Source organism: Pedococcus sp. P2_F6, from assembly GCF_056403675.1.
Genome location: NZ_JBFUEZ010000001.1, coordinates 244,282 through 260,294 on the forward strand (window position 1 = coordinate 244,282; position 16,013 = coordinate 260,294).

At 70.6% G+C, this 16,013-nt stretch carries 17 protein-coding genes and 1 other RNA gene; 9 read left to right on the forward strand and 9 right to left on the reverse strand.

Annotated features, from left to right (window positions below):
• The first annotated feature begins 45 nt into the window (after window positions 1–45).
• Together AC1DWP_RS01150 and AC1DWP_RS01155 are read left to right on the forward strand one after the other, a co-directional pair.
• Window positions 46–474: a rhodanese-like domain-containing protein gene (locus AC1DWP_RS01150; RefSeq protein WP_477612619.1), complete on the forward strand. Its 429-nt coding sequence runs from the start codon at window positions 46–48 to the stop codon at window positions 472–474.
• A gap of 5 nt (window positions 475–479) precedes the next feature.
• Window positions 480–1,670, forward strand: coding sequence for an O-succinylhomoserine sulfhydrylase (locus AC1DWP_RS01155; RefSeq protein ID WP_477613408.1), 1,191 nt, complete (start codon window positions 480–482; stop codon window positions 1,668–1,670).
• A gap of 35 nt (window positions 1,671–1,705) precedes the next feature.
• Here AC1DWP_RS01155 and AC1DWP_RS01160 read toward each other — a convergent pair whose 3' ends face one another.
• The 3 genes from AC1DWP_RS01160 to AC1DWP_RS01170 all read right to left on the reverse strand — a co-directional run bounded on the left by AC1DWP_RS01160 (window position 1,706) and on the right by AC1DWP_RS01170 (window position 4,473).
• Window positions 1,706–2,539, reverse strand: coding sequence for a CHAD domain-containing protein (locus AC1DWP_RS01160; RefSeq protein WP_477612620.1), 834 nt, complete (start codon window positions 2,537–2,539; stop codon window positions 1,706–1,708).
• A 70-nt stretch (window positions 2,540–2,609) separates the two neighbouring features.
• Window positions 2,610–3,707 (reverse strand): SLC13 family permease, encoded by a 1,098-nt coding sequence (locus AC1DWP_RS01165; RefSeq protein ID WP_477612621.1) that lies wholly within the window; start codon window positions 3,705–3,707, stop codon window positions 2,610–2,612.
• Between the two features lie 16 nt (window positions 3,708–3,723).
• Window positions 3,724–4,473, reverse strand: a complete 750-nt coding sequence (locus tag AC1DWP_RS01170; RefSeq protein ID WP_477612622.1) for a YaaA family protein — start codon at window positions 4,471–4,473, stop codon at window positions 3,724–3,726.
• A gap of 74 nt (window positions 4,474–4,547) precedes the next feature.
• Between AC1DWP_RS01170 and AC1DWP_RS01175 the strand changes: the two genes are divergently transcribed.
• The 6 genes from AC1DWP_RS01175 to AC1DWP_RS01200 all read left to right on the forward strand — a co-directional run bounded on the left by AC1DWP_RS01175 (window position 4,548) and on the right by AC1DWP_RS01200 (window position 9,981).
• Window positions 4,548–5,996, forward strand: a complete 1,449-nt coding sequence (locus AC1DWP_RS01175; protein ID WP_477612623.1) for an RNB domain-containing ribonuclease — start codon at window positions 4,548–4,550, stop codon at window positions 5,994–5,996.
• A 216-nt stretch (window positions 5,997–6,212) separates the two neighbouring features.
• Window positions 6,213–6,610: RNase P RNA component class A (rnpB, locus tag AC1DWP_RS01180), an RNA gene on the forward strand.
• A gap of 51 nt (window positions 6,611–6,661) precedes the next feature.
• Window positions 6,662–7,321 carry an MBL fold metallo-hydrolase gene (locus tag AC1DWP_RS01185; RefSeq protein ID WP_477612624.1) on the forward strand — a complete coding sequence of 220 codons (660 nt, stop codon included), beginning with the start codon at window positions 6,662–6,664 and terminating at the stop codon, window positions 7,319–7,321.
• Window positions 7,322–7,378: 57 nt separating this feature from the next.
• Complete coding sequence (locus AC1DWP_RS01190; RefSeq protein WP_477612625.1) at window positions 7,379–7,591, forward strand: hypothetical protein; 213 nt, start codon at window positions 7,379–7,381, stop codon at window positions 7,589–7,591.
• Between the two features lie 18 nt (window positions 7,592–7,609).
• On the forward strand, window positions 7,610–8,434 hold the full coding sequence (locus AC1DWP_RS01195) for an ABC transporter ATP-binding protein (RefSeq protein WP_477612626.1): 825 nt from the start codon (window positions 7,610–7,612) through the stop codon (window positions 8,432–8,434).
• Window positions 8,410–9,981 (forward strand): hypothetical protein, encoded by a 1,572-nt coding sequence (locus AC1DWP_RS01200; protein ID WP_477612627.1) that lies wholly within the window; start codon window positions 8,410–8,412, stop codon window positions 9,979–9,981. The genes AC1DWP_RS01195 and AC1DWP_RS01200 overlap by 25 nt, the downstream gene beginning before the upstream one ends.
• Before the next feature lie 122 nt (window positions 9,982–10,103).
• Here AC1DWP_RS01200 and ppgK read toward each other — a convergent pair whose 3' ends face one another.
• Together ppgK and map are read right to left on the reverse strand one after the other, a co-directional pair.
• Complete coding sequence (gene ppgK, locus AC1DWP_RS01205; RefSeq protein ID WP_477612628.1) at window positions 10,104–10,877, reverse strand: polyphosphate--glucose phosphotransferase; 774 nt, start codon at window positions 10,875–10,877, stop codon at window positions 10,104–10,106.
• Between the two features lie 43 nt (window positions 10,878–10,920).
• Window positions 10,921–11,784, reverse strand: coding sequence for a type I methionyl aminopeptidase (map, locus tag AC1DWP_RS01210; RefSeq protein WP_477612629.1), 864 nt, complete (start codon window positions 11,782–11,784; stop codon window positions 10,921–10,923).
• 50 nt (window positions 11,785–11,834) lie between these two features.
• Between map and AC1DWP_RS01215 the strand changes: the two genes are divergently transcribed.
• Window positions 11,835–12,023, forward strand: a complete 189-nt coding sequence (locus AC1DWP_RS01215) for a methionine aminopeptidase (RefSeq protein WP_477612630.1) — start codon at window positions 11,835–11,837, stop codon at window positions 12,021–12,023.
• A gap of 85 nt (window positions 12,024–12,108) precedes the next feature.
• Here AC1DWP_RS01215 and AC1DWP_RS01220 read toward each other — a convergent pair whose 3' ends face one another.
• The 4 genes from AC1DWP_RS01220 to panB all read right to left on the reverse strand — a co-directional run bounded on the left by AC1DWP_RS01220 (window position 12,109) and on the right by panB (window position 16,005).
• Window positions 12,109–12,735 carry a class I SAM-dependent DNA methyltransferase gene (locus tag AC1DWP_RS01220; protein WP_477612631.1) on the reverse strand — a complete coding sequence of 209 codons (627 nt, stop codon included), beginning with the start codon at window positions 12,733–12,735 and terminating at the stop codon, window positions 12,109–12,111.
• A 102-nt stretch (window positions 12,736–12,837) separates the two neighbouring features.
• Window positions 12,838–13,845, reverse strand: a complete 1,008-nt coding sequence (fgd, locus tag AC1DWP_RS01225; protein WP_477612632.1) for a glucose-6-phosphate dehydrogenase (coenzyme-F420) — start codon at window positions 13,843–13,845, stop codon at window positions 12,838–12,840.
• A 61-nt stretch (window positions 13,846–13,906) separates the two neighbouring features.
• Window positions 13,907–14,974 (reverse strand): M36 family metallopeptidase, encoded by a 1,068-nt coding sequence (locus AC1DWP_RS01230; protein WP_477612633.1) that lies wholly within the window; start codon window positions 14,972–14,974, stop codon window positions 13,907–13,909.
• A gap of 152 nt (window positions 14,975–15,126) precedes the next feature.
• Window positions 15,127–16,005, reverse strand: a complete 879-nt coding sequence (gene panB, locus AC1DWP_RS01235) for a 3-methyl-2-oxobutanoate hydroxymethyltransferase (RefSeq protein ID WP_477612634.1) — start codon at window positions 16,003–16,005, stop codon at window positions 15,127–15,129.
• Window positions 16,006–16,013: the final 8 nt, after the last annotated feature.

The following is a 16,013-nucleotide window of genomic DNA, read 5'->3' on the forward strand; positions in this document are numbered from 1 at the left end:
TGGGCCGCCCGTCTCGCCATGTGGCGTGAGTTCTAGGCTGGCGCCATGAGCGCTGAGTCCATCACCTACGCCGGTGACGTCGCCCCCGAGGATGCGTATGCCGCGTTGGCGGCGGAGGAGGACGCCGTCCTCGTCGACGTGCGAACCACCGCGGAGTGGAGCTATGTCGGGCTGCCGGACCTTTCGCCGATCGGCAAACGGGTGGTCTGCGTCGAGTGGCAGCGCTATCCCGACGGTGCCCTCAACGGTGACTTCGTCGAGCAGCTGCAGGACGCAGGTCTGCCCGACGGGGCGCCGATCTACTTCATCTGCCGCTCCGGCGTGCGATCCATCGCCGCGGCGGAGGCCGCGACCAAGGCTGGCCTCGGGCCGGCGTACAACGTGCTCGAGGGCTTTGAGGGACCGCACGACGAGCACGGCCACCGCGTGGTTGCGGGCTGGAAGAATGCTGGTCTGCCGTGGCGGCAGGGGTGAGCAACGTGACGCCGAACCCGTTGTCGCAGAGCGGATTCCGCCCTGACACCATCGCGGTGCGCGGCGGTCTCAACCGGAGCAACTTCGACGAGACCGCCGAGGCGCTCTACCTGACGTCCGGCTTCGTCTACGAGAGCGCGGAGCAGGCCGAGGCGGCCTTCAAGGACGAGGTCGACCACTTCATCTACTCGCGCTACGGCAATCCCACGGTCACGATGTTCGAGCAGCGGCTGCGCGAGCTCGAGGGGGCGGAGGCGTGTTTCGCCACGGCGTCCGGGATGTCGGCAGTGTTCGTGGCGCTGGCCGCCCTGCTCGGCAGTGGCGACCGGGTCGTGTCGTCGCGCGGGCTGTTCGGGTCGTGCTTCGTCATCCTCGACGAGATCCTGCCGCGCTGGGGCGTCGAGACCGTCTTCGTCGACGGACCGGACCTCGACCAGTGGCGTGCGGCCCTGTCCGAGCCGACGCAGGCCGTCTTCTTCGAGACCCCCAGCAACCCGATGCAGGAGCTGGTGGACATGCGAGCGGTGTCGGACCTCGCTCACGCAGCCGGCGCCCAGGTCGTCGTCGACAACGTCTTCGGCACCCCGGTGTTCTCCAAGCCGCTCGAGCACGGTGCCGACATCGTCGTCTACTCGGCCACCAAGCACATCGACGGCCAGGGCCGCACGCTCGGTGGGGCAGTGCTCGGGACCGCCGAGTTCGTCGACGGTCCCGTCAAGAACCTGATGCGGCACACGGGTCCCTCGATGTCGCCGTTCAACGCCTGGGTCCTCGTCAAGGGGCTGGAGACACTGTCCCTGCGGGTCGAGAAGCAGGCTGCCAACGCCCTGGCCGTCGCGGAGGCGCTCGAGACCCACCCCAGGGTGTCGAAGGTGCTCTATCCGTGGCTGCCGTCGTTCCCGCAGCACGAGCTGGCCCGTCGGCAGATGCTCGGTGGAGGGACCGTGGTGACCTTCGAGCTCGATGGGGGCAAGGCCGAGGCGTTCGCCCTGCTCAACGCACTGCGGGTGGTCGACATCAGCAACAACCTGGGTGACGCCAAGTCGATGGTCACGCATCCGGCCACCACCACCCACCGCCGGCTCACGCCCGAGGCGCGCGCCGCCGTCGGGATCACCGACGGCACGGTGCGCATCTCGGTCGGGCTCGAGGACGTGCAGGACGTCATCGAGGACCTCATCCGCGGACTGGGCTGAGCGACCACTGACCGGAGCCGGTCCGGGCTCGGTGGTCAGTGACGGCGGCGGAAGTGTGGTTCGAGCTGCGGCCAGGTCGCGGCGAACCTCGCCAGCGCTCGGTCCCGCGCAGAGTTCTCCACGTCGAACAGCAGCACGTAGGCCGCGATCCTGCCCGGGTCGCGCTCGTCGGCAGCCAGCCCGCGGAGCAGCCCGATGCTGACCACCGCGTCGTGGTGCTCGCCCAGGACCTCCTGCACCGTCTTGGCTTCTGCGGCGCCCGCCACGATGCGCGACCCGCACGAGGTGCCGAGCGCGTCGCAGGCGTAGCGCAGCCGGCGGAGCGACTTGCGCACCTCGTGCAGTGCCTCGTCGCGCAGGTGCTCATCCCGAGCGGCCAGGTATGCCGCGTGGCGCCGTTGCGTGCGGTGCCACACCTGCCGGACGGCCCGGCGCAGCTCCCGCCGCCGGGGTCGCGGGGTGGCTATCGCGCCGGCCGCCGCGAGGGCCGGCGAGAGGGCGGCGAACCGAGGTGAGTCCAGGGCCGTGCGCAGGTCGGTCGTCGCCCGCGCCAGCGCCTCGGTCAGCGCCTGCTCGACGGGAGCGGGCACCTCGTGCTCTGCCGGCAACCTCGTCGCGAGGACCTCGGCGTCCCGGAACGCCCCGAGCTCGGCGCTGAGCCAGGACAGCTCACGCCCCATGCCGACGCCATCGGGGATGGCCAGTGCGTCGCCGAAGGACGTCAGGCAGGCCGAGGCCCGGCGGGCGGTGGTCCGCATCTGGTGCGCGGCGTCAGGCGTCCCGGCGACGACCGTCGGGGCCAGCTCGTCCAACCGAGCCGCCAGGTCGCGCAGGTACCGTCCGACGTCGCGACCTGCATGCGGGTTCATGCGCCAGTTCTACCGGACGAGCCGCTGGACTCCGGTTGACCCCCGTGACAGGCCACCCGCGACTGCTGGGTCAGGCCGCGATCACGAGCGCAGCGAAGGCCAGTCCGGCGGAGACGACGGCGCAGAGCAGGCCTTGGGCCGCAAGTGACTTCATCGAGGGGTGCACGCCGCGCGCCCGGCACCGCTGCGCCCACAGCAGCGTCGCGAGAGAGGCCCAGGGGGTGACCAGCGGTGCGACGTTGACGCCGATCAGGAGCGCCATCAAGCGTGCCCGCGCGTCGGAGGTCACCGACTCGAGCGCGATGTAGGCGGGCAGGTTGTTGACCGCGTTGGCGGCCAGAGCGCCCACACCCGCCACCCGTGCTAGGTCGCCGGCGGACGTGCCCTCGCCCGCCAGGGCCGCCAGTGCGGGCTGGAGCCCGAGCTGGAGGGCTGCGTCGATGACGACGAACAGTGCCGCGACGGCCAGGGCCATCCGCCACGGGACCGCGAGCCGGCGAACGAGGTCGCGGTTGCGACCCCAGGCGGCGACCACGAGCACCAGCGCGGCGGTCGACGCCACCCAGGCCGGGGACAGGCCGACGGCGAAGAGGGGACCGACCGCCACACAGACGGCGGCCGCGACGCGCAGCAGCACCTGGTCGTGCGGATCGGGAGGGGCATCGGGCAGGTAGCGCCCGCTCAGCTCGCGGCGATGAAGGGCGTAGAGCACCGCGACGGTGCCCAGCACGGCCGCTACGGCGGGCAGGGCCGCCAGTCGCACATATCCCACGTGGCCTACCCCCAGCAGTGCGAAGTGGTGCAGGGCCAACAGGTTGGTGAGGTTGGAGACGGGCAGCAGCAGGCTGGCGGTGTTGGCGATCCACAACGTCGTCAGCGCGAACGGGACCGGGGAGATCTTCAGCTGCGCGGCAATGGCCAGGCCCACGGGGGTGAGCAGCACCGCTGTCGTGTCGAGGCTCAGCACGACGGTGCACCCGACCGCGACGAGCACGAACAGCAGCCACAGCACCGGCGTCCGATGGCGTCCGGCACGCGAGGCCCAGTGACCAGCAACATCGAAAACCCCTGCTGCATCAGCTATCTCGGCCACCACCGTGATCGCGACGAAGAAGATGAGCACGGGCAGCACCCGCGCGAGGACGTCGCCGAGCTCGGCGACGTTCACTGGCGGTGCACCGCGGTCACGTGCGCGCGGTGGCGTCGATGACCCAGGGGCGCCCTGGCTTCGTCGGCTCCTCGACGGTCACGGCGAAGGCGTCGCCGAGCACGTCGGCGAGCTGAGGCACCCGACGGACGTCACGACCGACGCGGCACAGCTCGCGAGCCACCAGCCCGCGAGTGTGCTTGGCCATGTGGGTGGCGCCGGGCACCCGTACCTGCACCCAGCGCTCGGCGAGGTCGCCCTGGGGAGTCCACGCCGCGGCATACGTGCTGGAGCGGCAGTCGACCACGACGCCACGGCCGGCTGCCTCCGGGAGCACGCGGCCCAGCTCCGGCTTCCACGCGCTGGCGAGGGGACCCACACCGGGCAGGTTCACGGCCATCGAAAGCCGGTAGGGGGCGATCGCGTCGGTGGGGCGCACTGCGCCGTAGAGCGCCGAGACGACCACGAGCCAGCGGTTGGCCCGGCGTTTCGCGGCGCCGTCGAGGGAGGCGTAGTCGAGCGCGTCGTAGAGCACCCCGGAGTAGACCCGCGAGGCCGGCATCGCCGGTGCCGTGTGCAGCACGAGGTTGCGGGCGATCTCGGTCGTGAGGTTGGGGCTGACGCCGAGCGTGGCGGCCGCGTCGGCGTGTGCGCTGACCTTGGCGACGGCCTCGGCGACGGACTGGCGGGTGGCGGCGAGCTCGGGGAACGACAGGTGCTCGGCGACGACCGACCGTCCGCGGGCGCGGCCCGTCTTCGACTCCGACGGAGGCAGCAGGATCAGCACGGGCCCAGCCTAGGTGTCGACGTGCGTCGGTCCGGTGAGGGTCACCCGCGCAGGCGTCTGGATAGGTTGGCTCCATGCCCATGCGCCGCATTCACGTTCAGCAGCCCCACGCCGACAAGGCCGTCGCACAGTCCGCGGAGCTGGTCGCCCGGTTCACCGCGATCCGGGCCGAGCTCGACGTGCCCGAGGCGTTCCCGCCGGAGGTGGAGGCCGAGGCGGCCGCAGCCGCGGCTTCGCCGGAGCTGCCGCCGCGGGACGAGACGGCGGTCGCCTTCCTCACCATCGACCCGCCCGGGTCGATGGACCTCGACCAGGCGTTGCACATCGAGCGCGACGGTGACGGCTACCGCGTGAGGTATGCCATCGCCGACGTGCCGGCCTTCGTGAGGTCGGGGGGTGCCGTCGATGCGGAGACCCGTAGGCGTGGCCAGACGGTCTATGCGCCGGACAAGCGAACTCCGTTGCACCCCACCGTGTTGAGCGAGGGCGCAGCCAGCCTGCTGGCAGGGCAGACGCGTCCGGCCTTCGTCTGGGACATGCGGCTCGATGCCGCTGCCGAGGGTGTCGCCGTCGAGGTCTACCGGGCCATGGTGAGGAGCACCGACCGGCTCGACTACGAAGGAGTTCAGAAGGCCATCGACGACGGCTCGGCCGACGAGCGCCTGGTGCTCCTCAAGGAGGTCGGAGGCAAGCGCATCGAGCTCGAGCGTCGTCGTGGGGGCGCGAGCCTGCCCATGCCCGAGCAGGAGGTCGAGGAGGACGACCAGGGGCACTACCGGATCGGCTTCCGTCCGCCACTGGAGGTCGAGGACTGGAACGCCCAGATCTCGCTGATGACCGGCATGGCGGCCGCGGAGCTGATGACGAAGGCGAAGGTCGGCATCCTGCGCACCATGCCCGCGCCGGACCAGAACGCCGTGGGTCGGTTCCGTCACGCGAGCCGGGCCCTGGGCGTCGAGTGGCAGGAGGGGACGGCCTACGGCGAGTTCCTGCGCACCCTCGACCGCACCAACCCCAAGCACCTGGCGCTGATCCACGAGGCGACCTCCCTGTTCCGCGGGGCCGGCTACACGCCGTTCGACGGCGACGTGCCGGAGCAGTCCGGGCACGCCGCAGTCGCCGCCCCCTATGCGCACGTCACGGCTCCGCTTCGTCGTCTGGTGGACCGGTTCGGACTGGCCATCTGCGAGGCGCTGAGCGCCGGTGAGGAGGTGCCCCAGTGGGCACGCGAGGCGCTGCCGTCGCTGCCCGAGGTCATGGCCGCCTCGGACAAGGTCGCCCACGGTGTCGAGCGGGCGTGTGCCGACGCCGTCGAGGCAGCCGCCCTGGAGGACCGCGTGGGTGAGGTGTTCGACGCGATGGTGGTCGACAAGCGCGAGAAGGGTGGCGCGGTCGTGCAGGTCCAGGACCCCGCCGTGCTCGCGAACGCCGACGGTCAGAACCAGCTCGGCACGTGGGTGAAGGTCAAGCTGACCGAGGCCACCGTCGCGACCGGCACCGTCCGGTTCGAGATCGTCCGCTAGGACCCGCCCCGCCCCACCGCCCCACCCGCCCGTCGCCCGACGACCACGGTCCGGTGGCGTGAGGGGTGTGTTGTCCAGTTCGAGCAGGACGGGTCAGGTGCTGCTCGCTGCAGCGCAAACCGTGGTCGTCCGCCGACGCCCCACTCGGGCGAGGGACGTTCGAGGTATGCCACGTGGCGGGCCACGCGGCATACCTGCCCTATCCTTGGCGACGGATGAGTCGGTCAGGCGGTCGCGTCGGTGAGCAATCACCGCCGAGGAACGTCCGGGCTCCACAGGGCAAGGTGGTGGCTAACGGCCACCCGGGGTGACCCGCGGGACAGTGCCACAGAGAACAGACCGCCACGGTGAACCATCCGGCTCCGGCCGGACAGGCACCGCGGTAAGGGTGAAACGGTGGTGTAAGAGACCACCAGCGGGCCAGGTGACTGGTTCGGCTAGGTAAACCCCACCTGGAGCAAGCTCAGACAGTGCGCGTTCGAGGGCGGCCCGCCCGAGTGCACGGGTAGGGCGCTGGAGGCAGTCGGCAACGGCTGTCCTAGATGGATGACCGTCTCCTGCTGGCCGGTAACGGCCAGCGGTGACAGAACCCGGCGTATCGACCGACTCATCCACCCCATCTGCTCACGAGAGGGTCCGAGGCGTCACGTCCTACCGTGGGAGCCATGCGGATCACCCACCTCGGCCACGCCAGCCTGCTCGTCGAGATCGCCGACGCGCGCATCCTGCTCGACCCCGGGGGCTGGTCGCTCGGCGCCCACGAGCAGCGCGACGTCGACGCCGTGCTCGTGACCCACCAGCACCCGGACCACCTCGACCAAGAGCGCTTCCCCGAGCTCCTGAAGGCCAATCCTCGCGCCCAGGTCCTTGCCGACCCGGACACCGCGAAGCTGTTGCAGGACAGCGGCTTCGACGTCGTCGCCTTCGGTCCCGGCGACCGTGCTGGAGTCGGTTCGGCCACCGTGGCGGGCGTGGGGGAGCTGCACGCCCTGATCCACGAGGACATCCCTCGGATCCGCAACACCGGCATGCGGATCAGCGCCGACGGTGAGCCGACGTTCTTCCACCCCGGCGACGCGCTCGACGCGGAGCCGGCTGGCGTCGAGGTCCTCGCCTTCCCCCTCAACGCCCCCTGGCAGCGCAGCCGGGAGATGACGGCCTTCCTGCGGCGGATGGCGGCTCCCCACGCGATCCCGATCCACGACGCCCTGCTCAGCCGTGTCGGACGGGCCCTCTACCTCGGCCAGGCGGGGAACCTCGGGTCGAAGGACACCAGGATCCACGACCTCGCCGGGGGAGAGCCCCGGGAGTTCGACGCCGGGTGAGGTTCCAGCCTGCGAGTCCGATTTGGATGTTAGGTTAGCCTCACCTACTCTCCTTCCGTGCCCAAGAACTCCAAGGCCGCCAAGGGGACGAAGGTCGCCAAGGCGAAGAAGAAGTGCTGCAAGGACAAGCCGCGCTGTGCGGAGTGTCCGGTGGTGCTCATGCGCCTGGAGAAGATGGGCTACGCCGAGCGCGACGCCGACAAACCGCGCCGCTACATGGTCGACAAATCGGTCCCAAAGAAGGCAATGCTCGTCGCGCGACAGCGGTGAAAGGTTAGCGTCGACACCATGTCGGACCCGCAGACCACCCCCGAGCCCGCCGTGGGGTCCTCCACGGTGACGACCCGTGCGCCCGAGGTCGCTCTGGCCCTGCGTGGCCTGACCAAGCGCTTCGGCGCGACCACCGCCGTCGACGGTCTGGACCTCGACGTGCCGCGCGGGTCCTTCTACGGGCTGGTCGGTCCCAACGGCGCCGGCAAGACCACGACGCTGTCGATGGCCACCGGGCTGTTGCGTCCCGATGCGGGGAGTGCGCACGTCCTCGGCACCGACGTGTGGGCCGATCCCGTCGGCGCCAAGTCCCAGATCGGCATCCTCCCGGACGGCCTTCGCCTTTTCGACCGCCTGACCGGCCTTCAGCTCGTGACGTATGCCGGCCTGTTGCGCGGCATGGACCGTGACCTCGTCGTCGAGCGGACCGGGGAGCTGCTGGCCGCGCTGGGGCTGACCGAGGCGGCCGGGAAGCTGGTCATCGACTACTCCGCGGGCATGACCAAGAAGATCACCCTCGCCTGCGCGCTGGTCCACGCTCCCCGGCTGCTCGTCCTGGACGAGCCCTTCGAGGCCGTGGACCCGGTGTCCGCTCGCACGATCCGTCGCATCCTCGAAGACTTCGCCGCCAACGGCGGCACGGTCGTCCTGTCGAGCCACGTGATGGACCTCGTCGAGCGGATCTGCACCGACGTGGCGATAATCGCCGTCGGTGTCGTCCGCGCCTCGGGCACCCTCGACGAGGTGCGAGGCGACGCGAGCCTGGAGGACCGCTTCCTCGACCTGGTCGGCGGCAACACCGACGTGGAGGGACTGGCGTGGTTGCGCACCTCCTCCGACTGAAGCTCGACCTCCTTCGCAACGGGCTGCGCCGAAGCACGGCCGCCATCGTGGGGATGGTCGTCGGAGTGCTCTACGGCGGCGGCCTCGTGGTGGCCGGGCTCGCCGGGACGGTCACGCTGCGTGCCCAAGGAGACGTCGACCTGGCGCGCACGGCGGTGGTGGTTGCCGGATCGGCAGTGGTGGCCGGCTGGGCCCTCCTCCCGGTCCTGCTGTTCGGGATCGACCCCACGCTGGACCCCACTCGTTTCGCCACCTTCGCCGTGCGCGAACGCACCCTGGCCCTCGGTCTCGCGCTCACCGCACTGGCCGGGCTGCCGGGCATCGCCACCACCGTCCTGGTGCTGGGCAGCGTGGTGGCGGGTTCTTGGTCGGTCGCGGCCACCCTGGCGGCGCTCATCGGAGGTGTCCTCGGTCTGGCCACTTGCGTCCTGCTCAGCCGGATCGTCACTGCTGCCTCGTCAGCGGTGCTCGGCACACGGCGCGGCCGGGATATGGCCGGCGTGGCCGGCCTGCTCTTCCTGCTCAGCGTCGGCCCGATCGTTGGTGGGCTCAGCGACGGTGGCCTCGACCGAGCCACCGTCGACAGACTCGCCGACGTGCTCGCCTGGACGCCGCTGGGCTGGGCGTGGGCGCCCGCTGGTGACCTCGCCCTCGGGCTCTGGGGTACTGGGTTGACCCGCCTCGCGCTGGCGGCCGTCCTGTGCCTCGGGCTGCTGGTGGTGTGGGAACGGCTGCTCATCTCGGTCCTGCGCAACCCCCGGGCGACCTCCGGCGACGGCGGCGCGGTGTCCGGAGGACTGGGGTTGTTCGCTCGACTGCCCGGCACGCCGATGGGTGCCATCGCGGCGCGAGCCGGCACCTACTGGCTCCGCGACCCGCGCTTCAACATGCCGGCCGTCATGACGATCCTGCTCCCTGCGGGGTTGCTCATCCCCGGCATCGGGTCGGGTTCCAAACTGGCCCTGCTCGCCATGCCGCTCGCCTCGGCCTACCTCATCGGCTGGGGACAGCACAACGACGTGGGCTACGACTCCTCGGCCTTCTGGATGCACGTCGCCTCCGGCGTCGATGGGGTCAGCGACCGGCTGGGACGGCTGCTTCCGTCAGGGTTGATGGCGGTCGTCTGCGTCCCCACGTATGCCGTGCTGGGACCGGTGTTCGGCGCGCCCTGGAGGTTGTTGCCCGCCACCTTCGGCGTGGGATGTGCCTTGGCGCTCAACGGCTTTGCGGTGGCCTGCGTGACCAGCGCGGTGAAGCAGTACGGCGTACCTGCGCCCGGGGAGAACCCGTTCACGAGCCGTCCGGGGTCGACGGGCGTCACCCTCGGGGTGCAGGCGGTCTGCGGCGCCGCCGTGTTCGCGCTCTCCATCCCCGCGCTGGTCCTGGGTGTGCTGGCCCTGGTCGGCTGGCAGTGGGCGGCATGGACGGTGCTGGTGGTCGGACCGGCGCTGGGGGTGGTGGCGCTGGCCGTGGGGACCCGGATGGGTGCGGACCTGTTCCGCCGACGTCAGGCCATCCTGCTCCAGGACCTCATCTCGATGCGCTGACCGGCGGCCGGCGAGACGTGGGCCCGGCCCGGGCGGCCGCGCACCTTGTGGGCTGCGTGGGGTCGGCGCTACTTGTGGGCTGCGAGGGGTCGGCGCTACTTGTGGGCTGCGAGGGGTCTGCGCTATTTGTTGGCCGCGAGGTGGGCCGCCCCGATGATGCCGGCCTTGTTCTCGAGCGTGGCGGGCACGATCGGGGTCTTCAGCGTGAGCAGGGGAAGGAACTGCGCGGCGTCCTTGGACACGCCGCCCCCTACGACGATGAGGTCCGGCCACAGGAGCGCCTCGAGGTGGCTGTAGTAGCGCTGCAGCCGCTTGGCCCACTCCGGATAGCTCAGCCCTTCCCGGTCCTTGATCGAGGAGGCGGCGCGCGTCTCCGCGTCGTAGCCGTCGATCTCGAGGTGGCCCAGCTCGGAGTTGGGGATGAGGACCCCGTCGTGGATCAGTGCGGTTCCGATGCCGGTGCCCAGGGTCGTCATCACGACGAGGCCCTTCTGGCCCTTGGCGGCGCCGTAGTGGAGCTCGGCGACCCCGGCTGCGTCCGCGTCGTTCACCAGGATGATGTCGTGGCCGAGCACCTTCTCGAGCATCGGCTCCGCGTCGAAGTCGAGCCACCCCTTGTCGATGTTGGCGGCCGAACGGACCACGCCATGGGTCACGACACCGGGGATGGTGACTCCGATGGGGGAGTCGCCGCGGACGGCGTCGAAGTGGTCGACGATCTGGTCGATGACCAGGGCCACCGCCTCCGGTGTCGACGCCAGGGGAGTGTCGATCCGCATCCGCTTGGCCGCGAAGGCCCCCTTGGACAGGTCGACGGGCGCCCCCTTGATGCCGCTGCCGCCCACGTCGATCCCCAACGGGAGCCCGTGCTTGGCCTGCTTGGCTTCCTTCGCCATCGGTCCGCCTCCTTGCGGTTGCCCTGCCCTGGGTTGCCCACCATCAGGCCAGCGTCAGGATCTCGTTGCCCGTGTCGGTGATGAGGATGGTGTGCTCGAACTGCGCCGACCGGCGCCGGTCTTCGGTGACGACGGTCCACTTGTCGTCCCACATCTCCCATTCCGGCGTGCCCAGGTTGAGCATGGGCTCGATCGTGAAGGTCATGCCCGGCTCGATGATCGTGTTGTAGGAGGGTGCGGCGTCGTAGTGGGGGACGATCAGACCGCTGTGGAACGACCGCCCGATGCCGTGCCCGGTGAAGTCGCGGACGACGCCGTACCCGAAACGGCGCGCATAGCTTTGGATCACTCGGCCGATGACGTTGATCTCGCGGCCCGGGATGGCGGCCTTGATGCCCCGCATCATGGCTTCGTGAGTGCGCTCGACGAGCAGCCGTGACTCCTCGTCGACGTCTCCGCACAGATAGGTCGCGTCGGTGTCGCCGTGGACGCCTCCGATGAAGGCGGTGATGTCGATGTTGACGATGTCGCCGTCCTCGAGGGGGCGGTCGTCGGGGATGCCGTGGCAGATCACCTCGTTGACGGAGGTGCACAGCGACTTGGGAAATCCCTTGTAGCCCAACGTCGAAGGATAGGCGCCGTGGTCCATCAGGAACTCGTGGCCGACCCGGTCGATCTCGTCGGTGGTGACACCCGGCGCGATGATGGCCGCCGCCGCTGCCATGGCTTGGGCGGCGATGCGCCCGGCGACCCGCATCAGCTCGATCGTCTCGGCGTCCTTGACCTCGGGGGCGTTGTCGAGGGTGGGGGCCGGTCGGTCGACGTACTCCGGCCGCTCGATCGACGCGGGCACCGGGAGACGTGGCGACACCACGCCCGGGGCCACGCTTGCGTAGGTCAACGGCATACGGTGGAGTCTAGGGACGTACGCAGATCCGTCGAGTTGGAGGGCACCCCATGGCTTACTGGTACAACGTGAGCAGCGGTCAGGTCGAGAGCGACGACAACAAGAGCCAGGGCGAGGACCTCATGGGCCCGTACGGCACCGAGGCGGAGGCTGCGAACGCGCTCCAGACCGCCCGTGAGCGCACGGAGCAGTGGGACGCCGAGGACAGGGCGTGGGAAGAGGGCGGCTCGGAGGACTGAGCCCACCCGCGACGAGCCCACCCGCGACGAGCCCACCCCGGCGACGAGCCCACCCGGGAAACGAGCCCAGCTGCGGCGGTGGACCTCAGCCGCCGAAGCGGTGCACCGAGACCGCGTACCCGGACTCCGGCCGCCAGGTCTCGCGACCCCACGTGCTGAACCGGCGCGTCAGCGTCAGGCCGGCGACCTCGCAGGCCCGGTCGTAGTCCTCCAGTGGAGTCGCCGGGCACCCCTGCGGAAGGTGCGAGGAGTCCAGGCCGAAGCCCGCGACGAGCAGTCCGCCGGGTTGCAGGTGCGCTGCCAACCGCTGGAGGGCGACGAGCAGGGTGCCGGGTGCGAGGAGCGGGATCACGTTGCCGGCGAGCACGGCGAGCTCGAACGCCTGGGACCGCAGCTGGAGTCGGCTCAGGTCCTGGCGCACCCAGGTCGTGGCTGGGTCACGCTGCTCGGCCACCTCGATCATCGCGGCGTCCGCGTCGACGCCCACGCAGTGGTAGCCCAGGGCGGTCAGCTGGGTCGCGACGCGGCCGGTGCCGCAGCCTGCGTCCAGGACGCGAGCCGGTGGAGACAAGAGGGAGGCGACCAGGGCGGCTTCACCGTGGATGTCCATCCCCTGGGCGGCGAGGTCGTCGAAGCGCTGTTGGTAGGCGGTTGCCGCGCCCGGTCCACCCGAGACCTCGGACCACCGTGTGCGGGGCTCCATCTCGGTCATGCTCACTCACCCTCGTCCATGGTCGTGCGGTGCACTCCAGCCTAGGTTCGGTGGGGTCGCAGGGGAAAGAGTCAGGGGCGCCGACGAGTCGGTCGACGCGGGTCAGCCGAGGTTGCGAAGGCCGGGCAGGACGCGATCGGCGAACGTGCGCAGGAACCGCGCTTGGTCGTGACCGGGACCGTGGAAGACCAGGTGGTTGAAGCCCCAGTCGACGTAGGGCTGCACCGCGGCCACGACCTCTTCGGGGTCGTCCGAGACGATCCACCGCGAGGCGACCTGCTCGTCGGGGAGGGCGTCGCCCAGCCGCTGCATCTCCAGGGGGTCGCTCGTGCCGTGCTTCTGCTCCGCCGTCAGCGACAACGGCGCCCAGAAGCGGCAGTTGGTCACCGCCTGTGCGCGGTCGGGGTCCCACGACAGCTTGATCTCGATCATCCGGTCGATGTCCGCGCGGGTGCGGCCGGACTTGCCCAGGCCCTCGTCCACGGCCGGCAGCAGCTTGTCGCGGTAGAGCTCCTCGCCCTTGCCGGAGGTGCAGATGAACCCGTCACCGGACCGGCCGGCATACCGAGCGACGAGCGGGCCGCCGGCGGCCACGTAGACGGGGACCGGCTGCTCCGGCCGGTCGTAGACGGTCGCGTCGACGGCGCGGTAGTAGTCACCCTCGAAGCTGACGCGCTCCTCGCTCCACAGCCGGCGCATCAGGGTGACGGCCTCGCGCAGGCGCGCGAACCGCTCCTTGAACTCCGGCCACTCCTGCACCGACCCGACGACGACCTCGTTCAGCGCCTCGCCGGTCCCGATGCCGAGCATGACCCGACCGGGGTAGAGGGCGCCCAGTGTGCCGAACGCCTGCGCCACCACGGCCGGGTTGTAGCGGAACGTCGGCGTCATGACCGAGGTGCCGATCTGCACCCGCTCGGTCCGCTCGCCCAGCGCCGCCAGCCAGGCGAGCGAGAAGGGGGCGTGGCCACCGTCGTGGCGCCACGGCTGGAAGTGGTCGGAGATCAGCACGCTGTCCAGCCCGACCTGCTCGGCCAGCACGCCGAACTCCAACAGCTCCCGGGGAGCGAACTGCTCGGCGGAGGCCTTGTACCCGATGCGCAGCGTCATGCGCCCACCGTATGCCGTGCTCGCGCCGCGGCGGCGCTGGGTCACCGCCGCGGCAGGGCGGTCAGAAGCTGATGCCCCGGGCCTCGAACCGGTCCTTGACGAGGGCTGCAGCGGCGGCGCCGTCGCGGGCCAGCGCGGTGTCGTAGGTCGCCTTGGCGGCTGCCGAGAACGAGGTGTCCGGGGCGAACCGGAACTGTGCGTCGATCAGGGTCGTGTCCCAGGCCTCCGTGGTCGAGCCCATCTTGACGTAGCCGAGGCGGATCTCCCACAGGGCCTGGCTCCAGATCTGGCCGTCGGCGTGGACCTCTCCCTTGCGGGTCGCCACGGTCATGCCGGTGTCGAAGCGCCGGATGCAGTGGGGCGCATCGGTGTAGGAGGTGGCGTCCCAGTCCATGGGGCAGGCCTGCTCGGCCTTCACCGGCCAGTGGTACTGCTTGGCGGCGGCCAGGCCGACCGAGACCGCCAGGTAGTCGCCGAACGACTCACCGATCGAGCCCGAGTCCAGGGTGGAGCCGAAGCCCGGGACCTGGGACTGGTGCACGGCGTGGCCGTACTCGTGGACGATGACCTCGGCGTCCTCCGCGTCGTCGACGCCGCCCTTGCCCAGCCGGATCCGGAAGGGCTTGCTGGTCTCGTAGGAGTTGTCCCCGCCGTACTGGTCGATCTTGACCGGGAACTGCTGCTTGAGGATCCCGCGCAGCGTCGAACCGAAGCCGAGGGACTGGAGGTACTCCTGCGCCTGGTTGACCCAGAAGTACCCCATCACCTGCTCGAACTGGTCTTGGTGGCGCGTGTAGACGAAGGTGTTCGAGGGACTGAATGCCGGTGTGCCCGTGGAGGACTGGACAGTGGCCCACGATCCGCGCAGGTAGCCCGAGCCGTCGAGGTTGCGCAGCGGGACGTTGGCGTAGGCGCTGGAGGGAACGGCAGCGTCGGAGTCCTTCTGGTCGGTCAGGCCCTGGTTGCCCGAGGACTGCACCGGGTTGACCATGAACACTGCGCCAGTGCCGGTCGACGTGCCCGGAGTCGGCTTCGTGGCCTGGGCCGGAGCTGCGGCGAACAGCAGGCCGCAGGCCGCCGCGGTGGCGACGAATGGCAGGAGCGCGGGACGGTGGTGGCGCTGGGGCACGGAAGGTCCTCCGATCACGACGGGCGACCACGATCTGTGGTCCACCGGTGCACGGTAGTCGTGATCCGCAACCGTTGGGGTCCTACAGGTGGATGAGCTTGCACGCCGTACCGGGAAAGTGTCGTGCCGGGGAAGGGGGAGCCCCCCGTGGGCTATTCGAGGAAGGAGTTCTCGGCCGCGGGGAACGAGCCCGAGGCGACGTCGGCGGCATACGCGGCAGCCGCCTGACCCAGCTCCGTGCGGAGGTCGGCGTACTTCTTGACGAAGCGGGGTGCCTTGCCACCGCGCAGGCCGGCCATGTCCTGCCAGACGAGCACCTGGGCGTCGCAGTCCGGGCCGGCGCCGATGCCGATGGTCGGGATCGACAGCACCTCGGTGACCCGCGCGGCCAGGGGAGCAGGGACCATCTCCATGACGACGGCGAAGCAGCCTGCCTTCTCCAGAGCCACCGCGTCCTCGACGAGCCGGTCGCCGGAGTCGCCGCGGCCCTGGACCCGGTAGCCGCCGAGGACGTGCTCGCTCTGGGGGGTGAAGCCGATGTGTCCCATGACGGGGATGCCCGCCCGGACCAGCAGCTCGACCTCGGGGACCATCAGCTTGCCGCCCTCGAGCTTGACGGCGTGGGCCAGGCCCTCCTTCATCATCCGGGTGGCGGTCGCCAGGGCCTGCTGCGGGCTGGCCTGGTAGGAACCGAACGGCAGGTCGGCGACGACCATGGCGTGCTTGGCCGCCGAGGTGACCGCCCGGACCAGCGGCACGAGGTGGTCGACCGTCACCGGGACGGTCGTCTCGAAGCCGTAGACGTTGTTGCCGGCGGAGTCCCCGACGAGCAGCACGGGAATGCCCGCCTCGTCGAAGATCTCGGCGGAGTACATGTCGTAGGCGGTGAGCATGGCCCACTTCTCGCCCTTCTCCTTCATCGCCTGCAGGTGCGGGATGCGTACCCGGCGCTGCGGCGCGGCCTGGGCGCCCGTGCCATAGGGGGCCGCGACCTCGGCGGTGGTGGGAGGCGTCGTTGGCTGATCGCTCATGGCGCCAT

Coding starts and splice junctions, on each gene's coding strand:
- AC1DWP_RS01150 (WP_477612619.1), top strand. CDS start 46: ATGAGCGCTGAGTCCATCACCTACGCCGGTGACGTCGCCCCCGAGGAT.
- AC1DWP_RS01160 (WP_477612620.1), bottom strand. CDS start 2,539: ATGAACCCGCATGCAGGTCGCGACGTCGGACGGTACCTGCGCGACCTG.
- AC1DWP_RS01175 (WP_477612623.1), top strand. CDS start 4,548: ATGCCCATGCGCCGCATTCACGTTCAGCAGCCCCACGCCGACAAGGCC.
- AC1DWP_RS01185 (WP_477612624.1), top strand. CDS start 6,662: ATGCGGATCACCCACCTCGGCCACGCCAGCCTGCTCGTCGAGATCGCC.
- AC1DWP_RS01195 (WP_477612626.1), top strand. CDS start 7,610: ATGTCGGACCCGCAGACCACCCCCGAGCCCGCCGTGGGGTCCTCCACG.
- ppgK (WP_477612628.1), bottom strand. CDS start 10,877: ATGGCGAAGGAAGCCAAGCAGGCCAAGCACGGGCTCCCGTTGGGGATC.
- map (WP_477612629.1), bottom strand. CDS start 11,784: ATGCCGTTGACCTACGCAAGCGTGGCCCCGGGCGTGGTGTCGCCACGT.
- AC1DWP_RS01215 (WP_477612630.1), top strand. CDS start 11,835: ATGGCTTACTGGTACAACGTGAGCAGCGGTCAGGTCGAGAGCGACGAC.
- AC1DWP_RS01220 (WP_477612631.1), bottom strand. CDS start 12,735: ATGACCGAGATGGAGCCCCGCACACGGTGGTCCGAGGTCTCGGGTGGA.
- fgd (WP_477612632.1), bottom strand. CDS start 13,845: ATGACGCTGCGCATCGGGTACAAGGCCTCCGCCGAGCAGTTCGCTCCC.
- panB (WP_477612634.1), bottom strand. CDS start 16,005: ATGAGCGATCAGCCAACGACGCCTCCCACCACCGCCGAGGTCGCGGCC.